The sequence below is a fragment of the Xenorhabdus koppenhoeferi genome, from assembly GCF_900116635.1.
Classification (GTDB): domain Bacteria; phylum Pseudomonadota; class Gammaproteobacteria; order Enterobacterales; family Enterobacteriaceae; genus Xenorhabdus; species Xenorhabdus koppenhoeferi.
The window spans coordinates 21,695-40,329 of sequence record NZ_FPBJ01000028.1 but is presented as its reverse complement, the minus strand read 5'-3'; the positions used below and the strand labels follow the sequence as shown (position 1 = coordinate 40,329).

Sequence of the window (18,635 nt, the reverse complement as noted above, 5' to 3'; positions counted from 1 at the left end):
TATAGGCCATAGCGCATTTTCCTTTGGCGAGAAAGATGCCTACTATAGCAACTGACCGCCTTTCTTAGAAATTGCACTTATTAGGCGAATCCAAGGTCTTTTTTTATATTGTCATACCTCGGTTAAGTACAGTAAAATAATAATTTTACATGCGAAATAATTATTTTTATCATTGGAGGAACCATTATTATTTTATAAAAAATAAAAATAGAGCAGACTAGTAAACGCGTTTTTCATAAAAGCGAATTTGATTATAGTAGACTATTAGGTTGATTCAGAATTGTTAAATATGATCTTTCTTTTATAGTCGCCATTTTTTAAGTTCCAGTTAAGATAATTCCCCGTAGTTTTACGGGGGATTATTTTTTTAAAATTGACAAACAAGCGCTGTATCAAGGCAGTTTCGTTGAAAATCATTCCAATAACCGGGAGGCTGACTTACAATATCACTTTCCATCAGCATCGGTTTATGCCATTCAAAGTGTTTGAAACCCGCCTTATTGATAGCATCTTCATACTGTTCACGGCTCCAACGGTACATTGTGAAAGGACTGCGGGGAATAGTAAGAAATTCAGCTTTCACAAGCGTCGTATCTTTTACCGCCTCTTCACTAAGTACTTTTATGGAATAATTCATGTAATTGCCTTTTTCCAATCGGAAGTCTGGTTCAAATGTATAAGCTACAAATTTACCGGAAGGCTTAAGATGATCGGCAATAACACGAAACATTGTGCTAAGGTCTTCAAGGGATTCGGCATGGCAGAATAGCCAGGCTGCGACAATGAGATCATATTTTCCGAATGATTCCATTTTGCAGACATCTCTTATGTGAAATTCGATACCGTCGTTATATTGTTGCGATTTATTTCTGGCAATTTCTATCATTTGATCAGATATATCGATACCAATAACTTTTGAAGCACCGAGTTTTTTAAATTTCCGACTAAAAAGACCATATCCACAGGCTAAATCTAACACTGATTTCCCTTGTACATCACCGGCCAGATTGAGCATAGTACGAATTTCTACGTCGATATGGGGGGTTGAGTCTGAAAAGCTTTCATAAAGATGTGCAATCGGATTATATAAAATATTATCGGTCATTACTTTTATCCTTAATTAAATTCAAAATGTTATATTTACTTGTTTAACACGGGTGTAATATTTAATAACTGTTTTTTATCAGTGTATATTAAGAGGTTGTCAGTGGAACAGGTATAACTATTTTTATACTGGTTATACACTTCGTCTTTCAAACTGCCTCTTTGTTGGCGGCGCTCGCTGCTGGCGGCGCTCGCTCACCCCGGTCACATAGTTATCTATGCTCCCGGGGATTTGCTCTCTTGCCGTCGCGATGCAACTTGAAATCCATTGTGTATATACTTTGTTAGGAAGGTTAAAAATAAAAATGAAATTATTTTTGAATGGAGTGATTTTTCAGTAATTTTGAAAGAATATTATTTTTATCAACCCACATTCGGTGGGTTGATATCATCATTATTCTGTTCCTAAAAATCGATGAATTGCCCTGAGCACAGTTTCAGGTTTTTCTGCGTGAACCCAATGTCCACAACCGGCTACAACCCATGCTGTAGCTTGTGGAAACTGGCTGCTAATATCGTCCCGATATTCTTCAGTGATGTAATCAGAATTTCCACCACGAATAAACAGGGCAGGTTTGTACCATGCAGGAATAATTTCCCAACCGATAATTTTTTCATATTCTTTTTGTAAAACAGGCAGATTGAATTTCCATTTTCCCTGGCGGAATGATTTCAGCAAAAACTGAATAACACCATCTTCCCGAATATCCTGACGCATGATGTCTGCCGCTGTCTGCCGGGTTTTTGCTCCTGCTTCTATAACGTTGTTCAGTGCTGAGAAAATATTGTCGTGACGGCGGATTGCATAAGCAACAGGAGCCATATCAATAACTACTATTTTCTCAATGCGTTCTGGTGCAACCGCTGTCATGGTCATGGCGATTTTTCCGCCCATGGAATGCCCGATGATTGTAGCTTTTGGCACATTAAGCTCATCAAGGAGAGTCAAAACATCCTGCGCCATATCGTGGTAATCCATGTTCTCCATTCGTGGTGAAATACCGTGATTACGCACATCGATTTGAATTACTGGATAATATTGCTGTAAATCGCGCCCCAATATTCCAAGATTGTTTAAATCCCCAAAAAGGCCATGAATCAAAACAATGGGCGTGGATGATTTCGGATTTTCCGGTGTGTGAAAATGATAATTTAATTGATTGTTTGACTTCATGATTTGCCTGAACTTAATGTCATTTATGCAATGTTTAATATTGAGATGCTTAATATCATGACACGCGGTCAGCGACAAATCCAATGGGATGAAAATGAGATGAAATAGTTGTAACTGATTGATTTATTTTAAAGGAAAAATCACTTTTTTTAAAATGACTAATTTTAGAAAGAGTCACTTTAAGTTATTGAAAGTTTAATTGTTTTGTTTTTTGGTATTATATCTTATAATCGCAAGATAATTTTTTCATTAAGAACAGTACTGGATAGAAATGAAAACGATAGAAGTTGATGAAGACCTTTACCGCTTTATTGCAAGCCAAACTCTGCATATCGGTGAAAGTGCATCTGATATTTTACGGCGCATACTGAAATTTGATGCCGGGCAGCCAGTACAAATTACACCACCTGCCAATGATCCCGCACCTGCTGTTAAAACTCCCGTATCCCGCTCCCGTGATGCTGTTCGCGTTGTTCGCGAGCTATTGCTTTCCGACGAATATGCAGAAAAGAAAAAATCTGTTGAGCGCTTTATGCTGATCCTGTCTACGCTGTATAGCCTGAACAATGAGAGTTTTTCTAAAACAACAGAAGCGATGCATGGCCGTACCCGCACCTATTTTGCTGGAAATGAGCATACATTACTGGCCAGTGGCAAGCAGACCAAGCCACGTCATATCCCCGGTACTCCTTTCTGGGTAATTACCAATACCAATACTGACCGTAAACGCAGCATGATCGAACATGTTATGCAGGATATGAAGTTTCCGGCAAATTTGATTGAAAAAGTGTGCGGCACTATTTAGTTAGCTTAGTTAGCATTAGTTTAATTAGCAGCTCTAACCCGCTGAACTTATTTATACTGCCCTGGCGGGTAAGCCAGTGCAGTCTCGCAGGAGAAATAAAGTGGCAATTCACCCAAGAGCCGGGCAACTTGCCCAGCAGTATGATTTAATTAATGTTGCTCAGCTCACATCACAGTATTACACCCTACAACCACACCCTGAAAATCCGACACATAAGGTCAAGTTTGGTACTTCTGGCCACCGTGGCAGTTCTGGACGCAACAGTTTTAACGAAACTCATATTCTGTCTATTACTCAAGCGATAGTGGAAGTCCGTTCGCAGCAGGGGATTACCGGGCCATGTTATGTGGGTAAAGATACTCACGCACTTTCTGAAGCGGCATTTATCTCTGTATTGGAGGTATTAACGGCGAATGGCGTAGATGTGATTGTGCAGGAAAATAACGGTTTTACACCAACTCCGGCTATTTCTCACGCCATCTTATGTTATAACCGTCAGGGAAAAAATCTGGCGGATGGAATTGTGATCACACCATCGCATAACCCGCCAGAAGACGGTGGTATTAAATATAATCCACCTAATGGCGGGCCTGCCGATACTGATCTTACTGCCATCATTGAGTGTCGTGCCAACGAATTACTGGCGGGTGATCTTAATGGCATTAAGCGATTGCCTTATGAACAGGTATTGAAAAGTGAATATCTGCATCCACAAGATTTAATTGATCATTATGTTACCGCATTAGGTGAAGTTGTCGATATGGCCGCTATTCAGAAAGCGGGGCTGAAAATTGGGGTTGATCCATTAGGGGGTTCCGGTATCGCCTATTGGCAGCGGATTGGTGAGTACTACAATCTCGATTTGACACTGGTTAATGATAAAGTCGATCAGACATTCCGTTTTATGACACTGGATCATGACGGTGTGATCCGCATGGATTGCTCATCCCGTTGGGCAATGGCGGGTTTGCTGGAGTTACGTGGTAAATTCGATTTGGCCTTTGCCAATGATCCTGATTATGACCGCCACGGGATTATCACACCAGCTGGCCTGATGAATCCTAACCATTATCTGGCAACGGCAGTGGATTATTTATTCCGCCACCGCCCACAATGGTCTGAAAAGGTTGCTGTAGGCAAAACGTTGGTTTCCAGCGCCATGATCGACCGCGTTGTTGCTGATTTAGGCCGTGAATTGCTGGAAGTTCCTGTCGGCTTCAAGTGGTTTGTAGATGGGCTATATAAAGGCGAATTGGGCTTTGGTGGCGAAGAGAGTGCGGGCGCATCTTTCCTGCGTTTTGATGGTACACCGTGGTCAACCGATAAAGATGGCATTATCCTTTGTTTGCTGGCGGCTGAAATGACCGCAATTACTGGTGAGAACCCACAGCAGCGCTATAACAAACTGGAAGCTCGTTTTGGTACGCCAAGCTACAGCCGCATTCAGGCGGCAGCGACTCATCAGCAAAAAGCATTGCTGTCCAAATTATCACCAGAAATGGTGAAAGCCGGGACATTGGCAGGAGATCCAATCACTGCTCGCCTGACAACCGCATCGGGGAATGGTGCTTCTATTGGTGGTTTGAAAGTGATGAGTGATAACGGTTGGTTTGCTGCTCGCCCTTCTGGAACGGAAGAAGCCTACAAAATCTATTGCGAAAGTTTCCTCGGTGCTCAACATCGAGAGAAAATTGAGCAAGAAGCACAGGAAATCGTTAATCAAGTATTTGCTGCGGGTTAATTAATTCCTGATTTAAACAATGCCATAATGACTGCACAAATGGCAGGTTGCGGTATCGGCATCCAGATTCTGTAGCCCAATTTTACCAAAGATAGCTACCAGTGCTGCTGTTAGTGCGGAGAGTAAGGCATAAAGCAACCATGTACTCATATGCAATTATCCTGTGTGTTCCATCAGAAAAATAATTCATCCTTTATTCTCCTCCCATATTTATTGATAAAAGGATGAGGTAAGAATTTTCAATACAATATTTAATTATTATTCCCATTTTTATTAAAAATAAAATGGTCGATGTTATCTTTTTTGTTAAAAAGGGTTGGCAATGACATCTCACTTTTGGAAAAAGATTTATCCTATTTTATTCAATGGATTACTTATTTTATTACTTGCAAGTTGCTCCCAAAACAAAAATGATTTTTTCAACATTCAGGAGAAACCGATGGCACAAAATTTGAATCAGGTATTGGGTGGGCAAATTTATCGGCACACTGAAGCCTCTGACTCAGAACCAGAAATTTCTCAGGCATCTGCACATTGGGTTGACAGACAAACATTATTATGGTCGGAAGGTGCTGGTCAGCCCATTGTCCGCTTATACCACAATCAAAACAAAAAAGTAGAAACCAATAAACAAGGTTACTTTACTGATGACTATCTGATACTCACACCGACAATTTTGAGTCAGGAAACCGCAAGAAAGTTTCCTCATTTGGCTGAATGGACAGCGTTCGGCTTGCCAGAAAATGTGGAAATTGATCGGCTGCTGACAGGGGATTTAGTTGTTCTGGCTGCTAATGAGCAAGGTGAATTACTTTCATCGGCTCAGGTTCAGACAGCGGGAGTGCTGGATGACCGTTTTGCTGATGCTGCTGAAACGTTAAAATATGGTGCATTAGTCAATGATAAGGGAATACTTTTCCGCCTCTGGGCACCTAGTGCGCAAGAGGTCAATATATTAATTTATAATCAAAACAAACAGATTATTGCTAATCATATAATGCAACGTGACGCAGCAAGTGGCTCTTGGTCATGGCAGGGTGATAGAGCATTGATGGGTTCCTATTACCGCTATGCATTAACTGTGTACCATCCCCAATCCCGCAATGTCGAACATTATGAGGTTACTGATCCCTATTCGTATAGTTTGTCCAGCAATTCGGAATATAGTCAGATTGTCAATCTGGATGATGGAGCATTGAAACCGAAAAACTGGGATAATTTGCTTACTCCACACTCGCAAAGCACATCCGCAGATATTGCGCGTATGACCATTTCTGAAACGCACATCCGCGATCTTTCTGTTGCAGATAACACGATCCCAGAAACTTGGCGTGGTAAATATCTGGCTCTGACTGCCAATAACAGTAATATGTTCAAGCACCTAAAAATGCTCGGGCAGTCAGGGATAACCCATCTGGAATTGTTACCTGTATTTGATATCGCTTCCATTAATGAATTTAACGACAAAGTGGCTGATATTGATCATCCATTTAGTCGTTTGTGCCAGATTAACCCGATAGTGAAAAATAGCCGTTTTGCTGATTATTGCCAGAGTTCATTGACGGTAAGAGAAGTTTTACAACTATTGCAACCCACAGACGATATCAATAACCCGCAAGTGCAAGAATTGAATGCGATGGTGGCAAATACAGACTCCTATAATTGGGGTTACGATCCATTTCACTATTCAGTGCCGGAAGGCTCTTATGCCACTGATCCAGAAGGTTCAGGGCGCATAAAAGAGTTTCGTGCAATGGTGCAGGCTATCAAACAGCAATTAAGTATGAATGTGATTATGGATGTTGTTTACAACCATACTGATGCTGTTGGTCCGACAGCCCGAACATCGGTACTGGATAAAATAGTACCTTGGTATTACCACCGTTTGAATGAAATAACGGGTCAGGTTGAAAAAAATACCTGCTGTTACGATACCGCGCCGGAGCATCGAATGTTCGCCAAACTTATTGAAGACTCACTGGTGACCTGGGCTAAAGACTATAAGATTGATGCGTTCCGATTTGATTTAATGGGGTATCACCCCAAAACACAAATTCTATCAGCACTGGAAAAAGTCCGGGCTGTTAATCCATCAGTCTATTTTTTCGGTGAAGGCTGGGATTCAGGACAGGATGATCGGTTCGAAACCGCCTCACAAATTAATCTTAGGGGGACTGGCATAGGTACTTTCTCTGACAGATTGCGGGATGCGGTACGGGGGGGTGGGCCGTTTGATTTTGCTGATAATATCCGCACCAATCAGGGGATTGGTAATGGTGCAGGAACATTGCCTAATGAAATTTCGCGGTTAGATGCAAATGAAGTACGCCATTTATTGGATCTTGTGCGTCTTGGTATGATCGGCAATCTGGCTGATTTTGTCATGATTGACAAAGACGGGGCAGTGAAAAAAGGTCATGAAATTGATTATAAAGGCATTATTGCAGGATATGCGTCAAATCCCACTGAAGTACTTAACTATGTATCCAAGCATGATAATCAGACATTGTGGGATATTATTAGCTACAAGGCTGCATATCATGCAGATCTGGCAACGCGGGTACGTATGCAGGCAATCTCTCTTGCCACCGTATTCCTTGGGCAAGGGTTGGCTTTTGACCAACAAGGCTCAGAGCTATTACGCTCAAAATCGTTTACCCGTGATTCTTACAATGCGGGTGATTGGTTTAATCGTGTTAGCTATGACTATAAGGATAATAACTATGATATGGGAATGCCGGAGTGCAGCAATGATGGTAAAAATTATCCGTTGATTAATCGTGTGAAAAATTGGGTTCAAAAACCAGCCCGAAGTGACTTATTGCAAATGATGGCCTTTTATCAGGAATTATTGCGTTTACGTCGATTTTCACCATTGCTGGCTCTTGGTGATGGAGCTGCGGTTAAGCAACGTATTGATTTTTTGAACGTAGGCCCACATCAGCAAATCGGGTTGCTGGTGATGACTATTGACGACGGTAATACGACCTTTCACGATCGTGATTGGCGATTTGATGGCTTGGTCGTGGTTATTAATGCTGCCCCGTGGCCTGCTGCTGTCAAAGAACTTAATATCAATGGATTGAAGTTAAATGATATTCAGCATGAATTGGGCAGTAACTCTCTGGCTGCGGGAGTGAAAATAAAGGGAAATGGTGAGGTTATTATGCCTGCATGGTCAGTAGCAGTATTGGTTTTACCACAGGAAGGAATTCGAGGAAAAGGGATACCTGTCCGTAAGAAATAATACCTGTGCTTGCTCCTTTCAAATTAATTGTAGCGGCGGAATTTGTAGCGGTGAAATGACTCAGGGGGTAAGGTTAGTCAGATTGGGTACCTGAAAAGTGAGTGATGGGGTTGAATTGATTTGCTCTATGCTGATGATAAATATGCTGATGATAAATATTGTATTGTTTTTGTCTGTACTTACATGTCCTCTAGAGCACATGCAATTTTTGGTGACTCCCCCAACGGTAAAACAAAGTGAAAACTTGCCCCACCTCTTTTATTGTTAGTCACCCATATCTTGCCGCCATGAATCTCAATAATGGCTCGGCAGATGGCTAATCCCAACCCAATTCCGGGTATGGCAGATTTTTTACTGGTGCGTGAAAATTTATTGAAAATAAGTTGTTCTTGCCCTGATGGAACTCCAATTCCAGCATCCCAGACTTCAATATTTATTTGTTTTTGTTCAATGATGGCTTGTATGCCCAAGAGTGTTTGTTCATGAGTATATTTAATGGCATTTTCCAGTAAATTGATAAAAACACGTTCCAGTAAGGTTGCATCGCAATGCAAGAATAAATTGGCAGGTAGGGAAAGTTCTACATTGTAGCGTTGAAGGCTATATTCCAATGAACGTAAAGCACCGCTGACAATTTTTTCCAGCGGATACCATTCAAGGTTAAGCTGAATCCCCCTCGATTGGATGCGTGCCATATCCAGTAGATTATTAACCAGCCGAAAAGTACTGAGAATTTTCTGGCGAATTTGATTGATTTGTTGAGTGTGTGGTGAATTTTCAGCAGATAAATTTAACATTAATATTTCTGTTTGCCCAAACATAACGGTCAATGGAGTACGTAGATCATCGGATAATGCTGCCAGCAGAGAATTGCACAGTTGCTCTCGTTCAGTTTCCAGTTTGGCAGATTCTGCGCTGCGTGCCAGATGTAAGCGCTCCAGTGCGTTGGCAATAATACCTGTGAATGTTTGTAATAATCGCTGTTGTTCCGGCACCAGTAATTGGCGCAGGTTAGAAGATTCTATCGCAAGAACGGCGAATACCTGAGAAGGTGTGGTGATGGGAAGTAATTGGTAAGGCACTCCCGGTAAAGTATCAGTACCAGCCCCAGCAGGTTGTTTTTTGTCAAAGCACCATTTTGCGATAGCTTTATCGATTTGCATTTGGCCACCGTTATTGGATTTTACTTGATATAAACGATGGCTGCTGTCTGGTAGCAACAGCCCGGTTTTTGCCTGAAAGCTATTGGATAGAAAGTGATAGCTGACACGGGCTACATCTTCTTCATTCAACGCTCGGCTAAGTTCCCGGGTAATTTCATACAGGTACCGTGTTCGTTGTTCCCGATGGCGGGCAACTCTGGCCTGATAGCGTATTCCTGCGGTCAGGTTTCCTACGACAACGCCCACAATCAGCATGACAGTAAATGTGAGCAGGTATTGCATTTCTTTGACTGCCAATGACCAATGCGGTTGGACAAAAAAGAGGTCAAAGCTAACAACATTGATAAAAGCAGCAAAGACTGAAGGCCAACGACCATAAAATAAGGCGATGATGACAACGCCAAGCAGGTAGAGAGTGACCAGATTGGCTTTATCAAGGGTAAGCAAAAATGTTCTCGAAAAGAAAGTGGTTAAAGTGCAAAGCACGATAGCCATAATGAAGCCCTGGATCGGCACTCGCCATTTTTCATAGAATGGGCGATGATCTTTTGATTCTTTATCCCAGGGTTTCCGGTCCTTCAATGCAACAATAATTAAGTCCAGATCAGGGCCGAGTTTACCCAGTCTTTCAGCAAAGTCAGGTCGCCATTTATAACCAAATAATTTTGAGTATGCACCGTAATAACGGCCAATAAGGATTTTGCCCAGATTATGTTCTCTGGCATAGCGCAGAATCGCTTTTTCTTCATGGGAATCAGAGAGCGTTGCAGTTTCTGCGCCCAGATCTTGCGCCAGTTTCAATGCATTTAAAATGGTACGCCGTTTGCTCTCTGGCAGGCGGTGTAATTTAGGAGTTTCAACGTAAACAGCATGCCAGACACAATCTAACTTTGCTGCCAGACGAGCTGCTGTCCGGATCAATTTTTCATTGCCTGCATTGCAGCCAATGCACAAGAGTAAATTATCCCGCGTATGCCATACGGGTTTTTGTCCACGGGTATCACGAAAAGCCCGCATTTGATCATCTACGCGGTCTGCCGTGCGGCGTAGTGCTAATTCGCGCAACGCAATCAGGTTTCCTTTCCGGAAAAAATGTTCAATGGCACGCTCAGCCTGACCAGAAATATAGACTTTGCCGTCTTTAAGCCGCTGGCGCAGGTCATCAGGAGGGAGATCGACCAGAACCACATCATCGGCCTGATCAAATATATGATCGGGAATAGTTTCGCGGACGCGGATACTGGTAATTGCCCCGACAACATCGTTCAGGCTTTCCAGATGTTGCACATTGATTGTGGTCAGCACATCAATGCCTGCTTCCAGTAGCTCATCCACATCCTGCCAGCGCTTGGGGTGCCGACATCCCTGAGGATTACTGAATGCCAGTTCATCCATCAGAATAATGGCAGGATGACGGGCAAGGGCAGCATCAAGATCAAAGGCTGTTACCCTGCGGTCATGATGGTGAAGATATTTTGGCGGTAATTGAGGCAGGCCTTTTAGTAAGGCAGCGGTTTCTTGTCTTTCATGAGTTTCAACAACCCCAATAATAATGTCTAATCCCTGCGCCAGCAGGCGTTGGGCTTCTTGCAGCATGGCATAGGTTTTACCAATACCCGCACAAGCACCAAAGAATATTTTGAGCTTGCCGCGTGGTTTTTTATTTGCCAGTGTCAGTAAATCATCTGGATCGGGGCGTTGCGATTCATTTTGATCCATATTTTATCTGCCTTTTGGATGTAGATTATCAAGAGCCAGATTAAGTTCTAGTACATTCACCACGGGGTTGCCTAAATAATTCAGTAAGGGATATTCAGTGTGCTTCTGAATTAATTCATTAACCGTCTTGAGTGGCAAGTGGCGGGATTTAGCAACACGTTGCGCCTGAAATTCAGCAGCTTCGGGGGAAATATGGGGATCTAGCCCACTACCGGATGCCGTTACTAATTCAACAGGGATCGGAAGGCTTTCGGGATAATTAAATAAACGTACTCGGATAATGTTTTGGTGCAATTTGTTGGTCAATACTGGATTAGTGATTGAAAGATTGCTGCCTCCAGATGCCAGAGTGTTATACGGCTTTTCGGCTGTCATAGAAGGGCGCCCATGAAAATAGATGGCCTTGGTAAAATTTTGACCAATTAACTTAGAACCAGCCCATTTGCCATTTTGTTCTATTAATGACCCTTGAGCCTGGTGGGGAAATAAGGCTTCAGATATTCCTGTCACCAGTAATGGATAGGCAATACCCGTGATTATCGCAAGAAATGTCAGCAAAACAATCGAAGAACGTAACCAAATCATTTTTATCACCTTTGTACAGGCTTAGTTATTTAACAATAAGTTATTTTAGAACTAATACAGTTAGCAGCATATCAATGAGCTTGATGCCGACAAAGGGAACAAGCAAGCCACTGAAACCATATATCCATAAGTTTCGGCGCAGAAGTGATAATGCATTCATTGGCTGGTAACTGACACCTTTTAAAGCTAAAGGAAGCAGGAAAATGATGATGATTGCATTGAAAATAGTTGCGGACAGTATTGCCGACCCCGGTGAATGAAGATGCATTAAGTTCAGGGTATTAAGCTGGGGATACGTCACGGCAAAGGCTGCGGGAATGATGGCGAAGTACTTGGCTATGTCATTGGCGATGCTGAACGTGGTCAAAGAACCACGGGTCATCAACATCTGTTTACCAATATGCACAACTTCAATCAGCTTAGTGGGATTAGAATCCAAATCCACCATATTGCCCGCTTCTTTTGCAGCCTGCGTACCTGAATTCATCGCAACAGCAACATCTGCCTGCGCCAGTGCTGGTGCATCATTTGTACCATCTCCCGTCATGGCAACCAGGCGCCCTTCGGACTGATATTGGCGGATAAGAGCCAGTTTCGCTTCCGGGGTAGCTTCTGCCAGAAAATCATCAACACCCGCTTCGGCTGCAATCGCAGCAGCGGTCAGGTGGTTGTCCCCTGTAATCATTACGGTTTTTATGCCCATTTTGCGCATTTCACTGAAACGTTCTTTGATTCCGCCTTTGACTATATCTTTCAAGGCAACAACTCCCAGAACTTGCTGATTTTCAGCAACGACCAACGGGGTCCCCCCTTTGTGTGCAACTTGTTGTACTAAAAGATCAATCGCATCAGGGAATTGACTGTGGTTAGCTTTGATATAACGACGAACGGCATCAACTGCACCTTTGCGAATCATGCGATTGCCAATGTTAACTCCGCTCATGCGTGTCATCGCTGAGAAAGGAATAAATTTGGCATTCAGTGCCAGAAGATCGCGTTCACGCATATTAAAACGCTGTTTTGCCAAAATCACGATACTGCGTCCTTCCGGTGTTTCATCAGAGAGAGAAGATAGCTGGGCTGCATCGGCCAACTGTTGTTCTGTTACGCCGGGGGCGGGTAAAAATTGAGATGCCTGGCGATTCCCCAGCGTGATTGTTCCAGTTTTATCCAGTAGCAGAACGTCCACATCGCCAGCGGCTTCAATGGCGCGCCCACTTGTGGCGATTACATTGGCACCCAGCATGCGGCTCATGCCTGCAATGCCAATTGCGGAAAGTAACCCACCAATAGTGGTAGGAATAAGGCAAACCAGCAGGGCAACAAGCACAGTGAGTGTGAGAGGAGCACCGGATTGGTTGGCATGAACACTGAAGAAGGAAAAAGGAAGCAGGCTTATACAGACGAGCAGGAAAATAATGGTTAATGCAATAAGTAAAATGGTGAGGGATATTTCATTGGGTGTTTTGCGCAGTTTGGCACCTTCGACCATTGAAATCATCCTATCCAGAAAAGTATCTCCCGGATTGACGGTACATTCAATAATCAGCCAATCTGATAAAACCCGGGTGCCACCAGTAACTGAGGCAAAATCTCCCCCAGATTCGCGGATAACCGGAGCAGACTCTCCTGTAATAGCACTTTCGTCAACGGAGGCACCTCCTTTGAGGACTTCACCATCACAGGGAATAATTTCGCCTGCTTCTACCAACACAATATCGCCTTTGCATAAAATATCAGAAACCACCTTTTCTTTTGTGGCTTCACGATTGGGCGATGTCAGTTTAGTTGTCCAACTGGTTTTTTTTACGTCTTTTAGGCTGGATGCTTGCGCCTTGCTGCGTCCTTCCGCCAAAGCTTCTGCAAAATTGGCAAATAGCACAGTAAACCATAGCCAAAGGGCAATTGAGCCAGTAAATAGAGCGTTACCGGTGAGCTGTCCCACTAATATTCCAATCCATAAGGCGGTAGTCAGGCAGCTTCCCAGATAAACAACAAACATAACGGGATTACGCCATTGGAGAGTGGGATAACATTTTTTTAGTGAATTGATAAGTGCATGGCGAATCAAAGTAGATTCAAATAATGCTTGTTGTCTGTTTTTCATGAGTTACCTCACACTCTTATTGCCAAAGTTGTAAATGTTCTGCAATGGGACCAAGGGCCAGAGCGGGAATAAACGTGAGTGCGCCAATTAATAAAACAACCAGAATTAATAATCCAGTGAAGAGAAAACCGTATGTCGGTAGGGTACCACTGCTGATAGGCTGGCGTTTTTTTCTGATCATAGAACCAGCGATCGCAAGGATCAGCACAATGCTGCCAAAGCGTCCGAGAAACATCACAGTTCCCAACAATAAATTATAAAAAACATTATTGGCACTCAGTCCAGAAAACATACTCCCGTTATTGTTGGCGGCAGAGGAAAAAGCATAGAGTACCTCGGTAAAGCCATGAGCACTGGGGTTGGTAATTGCATTGCGACCGACATCGGTTGAAATCGCCAAAGCGGTCCCCAGTAAGACAAGTGAAGGGGTAATCAAAATTGCCAATGCGACCATTTTCATATCATAGACATCGATTTTTTTACCTAAGTATTCTGGTGCGCGGCCAATCATCAAACCTGCAATAAATACAGCCAGAAGGACGAACAACAACATGCTATAAAGGCCAGCACCTACACCGCCGAATATCACTTCACCGATTTGTATTAACCAGAGTGGCACCATACCTCCCAGTGCAGTGAAAGAATCATGCATGGCATTGACAGCACCACACGAGGCGGCTGTGGTAACTACGCTATAGAGAGAGGATGCAAGAATACCAAAACGGGTTTCCTTCCCTTCCATATTGAAATGACTGCTGATGCTGGGGGATACAAGATGAGGATTACCATTTATTTCGGCATACATCACAGCGATTGTAGCGAAAATAAAAATAAGACTCATAGCCCAGAGCAAGGTGTAACCCTGGCGGTTATCTCCAACAACTAGACCGAATGTGAAACACAATGCACTGGGAATCAAGAAAATAGCCAGAACTTGAATAAAGTTACTGAATGCGGTTGGATTTTCAAATGGATGTGCAGAGTTTGCCCCAAAAAATCCTCCACCATTTGTTCCCAATATTTTGATTGCCTCTTGTGAGGCGACGGGTCCCATAGGGAGTAATTGTTGTTGATTTTCAATGGAATGAATCAGTACATAAGGAGAGAGATTTTGGATAATCCCTTGGCTGACAAAAAGTAAGGCAATAATGACTGCCAGTGGTAGCAAAAGATACAGGGTGATGCGCGTAATATCGATCCATGCATTTCCCAGTGTGTTAACCCCTTGGCGGGAAAATGCCCGTATAAAGGCAAATGCTACTGCAATTCCTGTTGCCGCAGACAGAAAGTTCTGAACAGTCAATCCCGCCATTTGGCTTAGATAACTAAGCGTATTTTCTCCGCTGTAAGCCTGCCAATTGGTATTGGTGACAAAGCTAATAGCGGTATTTAAAGCCAGATCCCATTTCATCCCAGGAAAATGCTGTGGATTCAATGGCAGATGCCCTTGGCTTATCAGCAGGATAAATAACAGCAATAATCCTGTAATGTTGAATATGAGGATGGTGATAAAATAGTGCCACCAGTTCATCTCTTTAATGCTGGTGCCGGGTTTTTGTAGTCCACAGCAGCGCCACAGATTGGTTTCTGTTTTGGTCAGCCAGTGTGGTAGTTCTCCTTCGACTAAACGGGCAATCAGACTGCCAAGAGGTTTACTTAATAGAAACAGAAGTAACAGAAAACTGGCAATCAGTAGAAAAGCCGATGCTGCCATTTAAAAGTCCTCCGCATTTAATAGCGCATAAATCAGATAAATTAGTAATAGCACCACCAGAAAAATACCAATGATGATCAATACGTTCATGGTGTATCTCTCCTTGCTTATTTCTTTAAGAACTAGCCAGTTATTGCACATATCCGTTGTCTTTCAAGTTGCAGCTTTGTTGGCTGCTTCATTTACCCAGTCACCGTTTTTATAAATATACGGTTATCTAAGTTGTTGGGGATTTGTTCCCTTGCCGTCGCGCTGCATCCAGAAATCCATTGGATATAGATATGATCATGTAAGTAAGTTGTTAAAAGAGAAAGTTGTTAAAAGAGATCCGGAAATGTCAAAAATGTATAAAAGGAAAACAGAATTAGTTAATAAGCGTTATTAAGGCAAGTGTAGCAAACAATAGAGGGTTAATTTTTTGTTTTTAAATTGTTTGTTTTGTTTCTGTTTAGGTATTTTTTTGTAATTAAATTACGCACACAGGAAAAAAGAGTGATTTATAGCCCGAATTTACAGCTACTTGCATAAAGTATGGCTGAAAACCAGTGATAGGCCCGTGTGGCTGGAAAGTTCAGAAACGGCCGCAGGTATTCGAAACCGTTGAAATTCCATTATGACAGCGCATGACTGCATTTTCCGTCTATCAGGTTTGCTTTTTTCATCTTAGCGCTTTCTGCCTGAACAAGTACTTTGATTTTAATATAGCATTTTGACACCTCACTGGTTTACTCTGGCGAGGTGTTTTGTTTTATATGCAGTATATATAATATGCAATCTATATCTAATGGGGTTCGAATTGCCACAGGAATGTAAAAAAACAGGTAATTTGGCGGGTTAATTGGCTTAGTTATGGCAGATATGTATTTTATGTTGAAAAAACTAAGTAATAGGGGGAATGTGATGAACAATGTTGAATTGGAACATGTGCTCAATACGGAATTGAATGTCCTTGAATTTCAAGACCATGCCCCCAATGGACTGCAAGTGGAAGGCCGTCCCCATGTTCAGAGGATAGTTACAGGTGTGACAGCCTGTCAGGAATTGTTGGACGAAGCGGTTCGCCTCGAAGCGGATACCATCATCGTGCATCATGGGTACTTCTGGAAGAATGAATCATCGGTTATCCGTGGCATGAAACGCCGCCGTTTACAAACTCTGCTTTGCAATGATATCAACTTGTATGGCTATCATCTTCCGCTGGATGCTCATCCTACATTGGGTAACAATGTCCAGCTGGCTCGAAAAATGGGCGCGAAGATTATCGGCAATATTGATTCTCTGCTTCCTCATGGTGTTTTTGATCAGCCCATTACTCCCGCAGAATTGACAGACCGCCTTGAAAAAGAGTTGGAACGAAAGGTCTTGCACTGTGGCGACAATGCATCGGAAGAAATTCGCACACTGGCATGGTGTACAGGCGGTGGCCAGAGTTTTATCGAGCAGGCGGCTGAATTTGGTGTTGATGCTTTTGTGACAGGGGAAGTATCAGAAAAGACTATCCATGTTGCCCGTGAGATGGGGCTGCATTTCTTTGCCGCCGGACATCACGCCACAGAGCGTTATGGCATCAAAGCACTCGGTGAATGGCTGGCCAATAATCATGGTTTGGATGTAACTTTTATTGATATTCCTAATCCGGCTTAATGTTTGATATAGCCCCCGGTTGATTCCCGGAGAAAGAAGCTGGGGTGTGTTTATATTTTGATGGAAACGGTCTTTACTTTCATCGGTTGATACATAATTTATACACTTCGCCTTTCAAGTTGCATCGCGACGGCAAGAGAGCAAATCCCCGGGAGCATAGATAACTATGTGACCGGGGTGAGCGAGCGCAGCAAACAAAGAGGCAGTTTGAAAGACGAAGTGTATAACTAAATTACTTTTTTAATTGGCTCGCAAAGTCACGTTTGCTATGACCAGTATAAAGCTGGCGTGGGCGAGCGATCTTCAGGCCTTCATCATGCATTTCATTCCAGTGCGCAATCCAGCCGATGGTACGGGCAATGGCGAAAATCACAGTGAACATGGACGATGGAATACCCATGGCTTTCAATATGATGCCAGAATAGAAATCAACGTTCGGGTACAGTTTCTTCTCAATGAAATACGGGTCGTTCAGGGCGATACGCTCCAGTTCCATTGCCACTTCCAGCAGGCTGTCATTCAGGCCGAGTTCATTCAGCACTTCATGGCAGGTTTCGCGCATTACTGTCGCGCGTGGATCGTAGTTTTTATAAACACGGTGACCAAAGCCCATCAGGCGGAAAGAGTCGTTTTTATCTTTAGCGCGAGCAATGAATTCAGGAATGTGCTCGACAGTTTGGATCTCTTCCAGCATACGCAGACAAGCTTCGTTTGCGCCGCCATGTGCTGGTCCCCACAGGGATGCGATTCCTGCGGCGATACAGGCAAACGGGTTGGCACCAGAAGAACCCGCAGTACGCACTGTTGAAGTTGAAGCATTCTGTTCATGGTCTGCATGCAGAATGAAAATACGATCCATAGCGCGTTCCAACACAGGATTAACTTTATATTCCTCACAAGGTGTTGAAAACATCATGTGCAAGAAGTTAGCCGCGTAGGACAGTTCATTGCGTGGGTAAACGAAAGGTTGTCCAAGGGAATATTTGTAACACATTGCCGCCACAGTTGGCATTTTGGAGAGCAGGCGATAAGCGGTGATTTCACGATGGTGAGGATTATGGACATCCAATGCATCATGGTAGAAGGCAGCCAGCGCGCCAGTAACACCACAAAGTACAGCCATTGGATGGGAATCACGGCGGAAACCGTGGAACAGGCGGGTGATCTGTTCATGGATCATCGTATGGCGGGTTACCGTCTTTTTAAACTTTTCATATTCTTCGGGAGTTGGCGGCTCGCCGTACAGCAGAATGTAACAGACTTCCAGATAGGTTGATTCCGTTGCAAGCTGATCGATGGGAAAACCACGGTGTAGCAAAATGCCTTCATCGCCATCAATATAGGTGATTTTCGACTCACAGGAGGCAGTGGAAGTAAAGCCAGGATCGTAGGTATAGAAGCCCTTTGAGCCGAGAGTACGAACGTCAATCACTTCAAAACCTAGGGTCGGCGTTAGTACGTCTAGTTCGATAGCAGCTGAACCATTTATGTTCAACGCAGCCTTTTTATCAGCCATTTACATCTCCTTAGCGCTTATATTTATAACCCCTAACAACCAGATAGGCGCAATTTATACTGTGCCGAAGGCATTGTGCTACCGGAGAGAATTTAAAATCAGGCTGGTATCACATT

12 protein-coding genes and 2 pseudogenes are annotated in these 18,635 nt (G+C 43.2%); 5 read left to right on the top strand and 9 right to left on the bottom strand.

Going from position 1 to position 18,635, the window contains the following annotated elements; translation table 11 throughout:
• Positions 1-367: 367 nt before the first annotated feature.
• Together BM329_RS10195 and ybfF are read right to left on the bottom strand one after the other, a co-directional pair.
• Positions 368-1,105 (bottom strand): class I SAM-dependent DNA methyltransferase, encoded by a 738-nt coding sequence (locus BM329_RS10195; protein ID WP_092552554.1) that lies wholly within the window; start codon positions 1,103-1,105, stop codon positions 368-370.
• 393 nt (positions 1,106-1,498) lie between these two features.
• Positions 1,499-2,278 (bottom strand): esterase, encoded by a 780-nt coding sequence (ybfF, locus tag BM329_RS10190; protein WP_092552551.1) that lies wholly within the window; start codon positions 2,276-2,278, stop codon positions 1,499-1,501.
• A gap of 271 nt (positions 2,279-2,549) precedes the next feature.
• Between ybfF and seqA the strand changes: the two genes are divergently transcribed.
• The gene (gene seqA, locus BM329_RS10185; RefSeq protein ID WP_092552548.1) at positions 2,550-3,083 is read left to right on the top strand and encodes a replication initiation negative regulator SeqA; all 534 of its coding nucleotides are present in this window, start codon (positions 2,550-2,552) and stop codon (positions 3,081-3,083) included.
• A 100-nt stretch (positions 3,084-3,183) separates the two neighbouring features.
• Positions 3,184-4,824 (top strand): phosphoglucomutase (alpha-D-glucose-1,6-bisphosphate-dependent), encoded by a 1,641-nt coding sequence (pgm, locus tag BM329_RS10180; RefSeq protein ID WP_092552545.1) that lies wholly within the window; start codon positions 3,184-3,186, stop codon positions 4,822-4,824.
• A 14-nt stretch (positions 4,825-4,838) separates the two neighbouring features.
• On the opposite strand, the pseudogene BM329_RS10175 reads toward pgm, so the two are convergent.
• Positions 4,839-4,974, bottom strand: a pseudogene (locus BM329_RS10175) (EamA family transporter); the annotation flags it as partial.
• Positions 4,975-5,263: 289 nt separating this feature from the next.
• Here BM329_RS10175 and pulA point away from each other — a divergent pair.
• Complete coding sequence (pulA, locus tag BM329_RS10170; RefSeq protein WP_092552557.1) at positions 5,264-8,071, top strand: pullulanase-type alpha-1,6-glucosidase; 2,808 nt, start codon at positions 5,264-5,266, stop codon at positions 8,069-8,071.
• Between the two features lie 179 nt (positions 8,072-8,250).
• On the opposite strand, the gene kdpD is transcribed toward pulA, so the two are convergent.
• From kdpD to kdpF, 5 genes are read right to left on the bottom strand one after another with little or no spacing between them, the layout of a single operon-like run.
• Positions 8,251-10,953, bottom strand: a complete 2,703-nt coding sequence (gene kdpD / locus BM329_RS10165) for a two-component system sensor histidine kinase KdpD (protein ID WP_092552542.1) — start codon at positions 10,951-10,953, stop codon at positions 8,251-8,253.
• A 3-nt stretch (positions 10,954-10,956) separates the two neighbouring features.
• A complete protein-coding gene (gene kdpC, locus BM329_RS10160; RefSeq protein WP_092552539.1) occupies positions 10,957-11,538 on the bottom strand; it encodes a potassium-transporting ATPase subunit KdpC in 582 nt (193 codons plus the stop codon).
• A 40-nt stretch (positions 11,539-11,578) separates the two neighbouring features.
• On the bottom strand, positions 11,579-13,645 hold the full coding sequence (kdpB, locus tag BM329_RS10155; protein WP_092552536.1) for a potassium-transporting ATPase subunit KdpB: 2,067 nt from the start codon (positions 13,643-13,645) through the stop codon (positions 11,579-11,581).
• Positions 13,646-13,661: 16 nt separating this feature from the next.
• Positions 13,662-15,359 (bottom strand): potassium-transporting ATPase subunit KdpA, encoded by a 1,698-nt coding sequence (gene kdpA, locus BM329_RS10150; RefSeq protein ID WP_092552533.1) that lies wholly within the window; start codon positions 15,357-15,359, stop codon positions 13,662-13,664.
• Positions 15,360-15,449 carry a K(+)-transporting ATPase subunit F gene (gene kdpF, locus BM329_RS14490; protein WP_143101234.1) on the bottom strand — a complete coding sequence of 30 codons (90 nt, stop codon included), beginning with the start codon at positions 15,447-15,449 and terminating at the stop codon, positions 15,360-15,362.
• 412 nt (positions 15,450-15,861) lie between these two features.
• Between kdpF and BM329_RS10140 the strand changes: the two are divergent.
• Together BM329_RS10140 and BM329_RS10135 are read left to right on the top strand one after the other, a co-directional pair.
• Positions 15,862-15,963, top strand: a pseudogene (locus tag BM329_RS10140) (DUF2517 family protein); the annotation flags it as partial.
• Between the two features lie 296 nt (positions 15,964-16,259).
• On the top strand, positions 16,260-17,003 hold the full coding sequence (locus tag BM329_RS10135) for a type 2 GTP cyclohydrolase I (RefSeq protein ID WP_092552527.1): 744 nt from the start codon (positions 16,260-16,262) through the stop codon (positions 17,001-17,003).
• Positions 17,004-17,235: 232 nt separating this feature from the next.
• Here the strand turns inward: BM329_RS10135 and BM329_RS10130 are convergent, their stop codons facing one another.
• Positions 17,236-18,519, bottom strand: coding sequence for a citrate synthase (locus BM329_RS10130; protein WP_092552524.1), 1,284 nt, complete (start codon positions 18,517-18,519; stop codon positions 17,236-17,238).
• Positions 18,520-18,635: the final 116 nt, after the last annotated feature.

What these genes read in the sequence shown, in the direction of transcription:
- BM329_RS10195 (WP_092552554.1), bottom strand. Translation starts at nt 1,105, where the DNA reads ATGACCGATAATATTTTATATAATCCGATTGCACATCTTTATGAAAGC.
- ybfF (WP_092552551.1), bottom strand. Translation starts at nt 2,278, where the DNA reads ATGAAGTCAAACAATCAATTAAATTATCATTTTCACACACCGGAAAAT.
- seqA (WP_092552548.1), top strand. Translation starts at nt 2,550, where the DNA reads ATGAAAACGATAGAAGTTGATGAAGACCTTTACCGCTTTATTGCAAGC.
- pulA (WP_092552557.1), top strand. Translation starts at nt 5,264, where the DNA reads ATGGCACAAAATTTGAATCAGGTATTGGGTGGGCAAATTTATCGGCAC.
- kdpD (WP_092552542.1), bottom strand. Translation starts at nt 10,953, where the DNA reads ATGGATCAAAATGAATCGCAACGCCCCGATCCAGATGATTTACTGACA.
- kdpC (WP_092552539.1), bottom strand. Translation starts at nt 11,538, where the DNA reads ATGATTTGGTTACGTTCTTCGATTGTTTTGCTGACATTTCTTGCGATA.
- kdpB (WP_092552536.1), bottom strand. Translation starts at nt 13,645, where the DNA reads ATGAAAAACAGACAACAAGCATTATTTGAATCTACTTTGATTCGCCAT.
- kdpA (WP_092552533.1), bottom strand. Translation starts at nt 15,359, where the DNA reads ATGGCAGCATCGGCTTTTCTACTGATTGCCAGTTTTCTGTTACTTCTG.
- kdpF (WP_143101234.1), bottom strand. Translation starts at nt 15,449, where the DNA reads ATGAACGTATTGATCATCATTGGTATTTTTCTGGTGGTGCTATTACTA.
- BM329_RS10135 (WP_092552527.1), top strand. Translation starts at nt 16,260, where the DNA reads ATGAACAATGTTGAATTGGAACATGTGCTCAATACGGAATTGAATGTC.
- BM329_RS10130 (WP_092552524.1), bottom strand. Translation starts at nt 18,519, where the DNA reads ATGGCTGATAAAAAGGCTGCGTTGAACATAAATGGTTCAGCTGCTATC.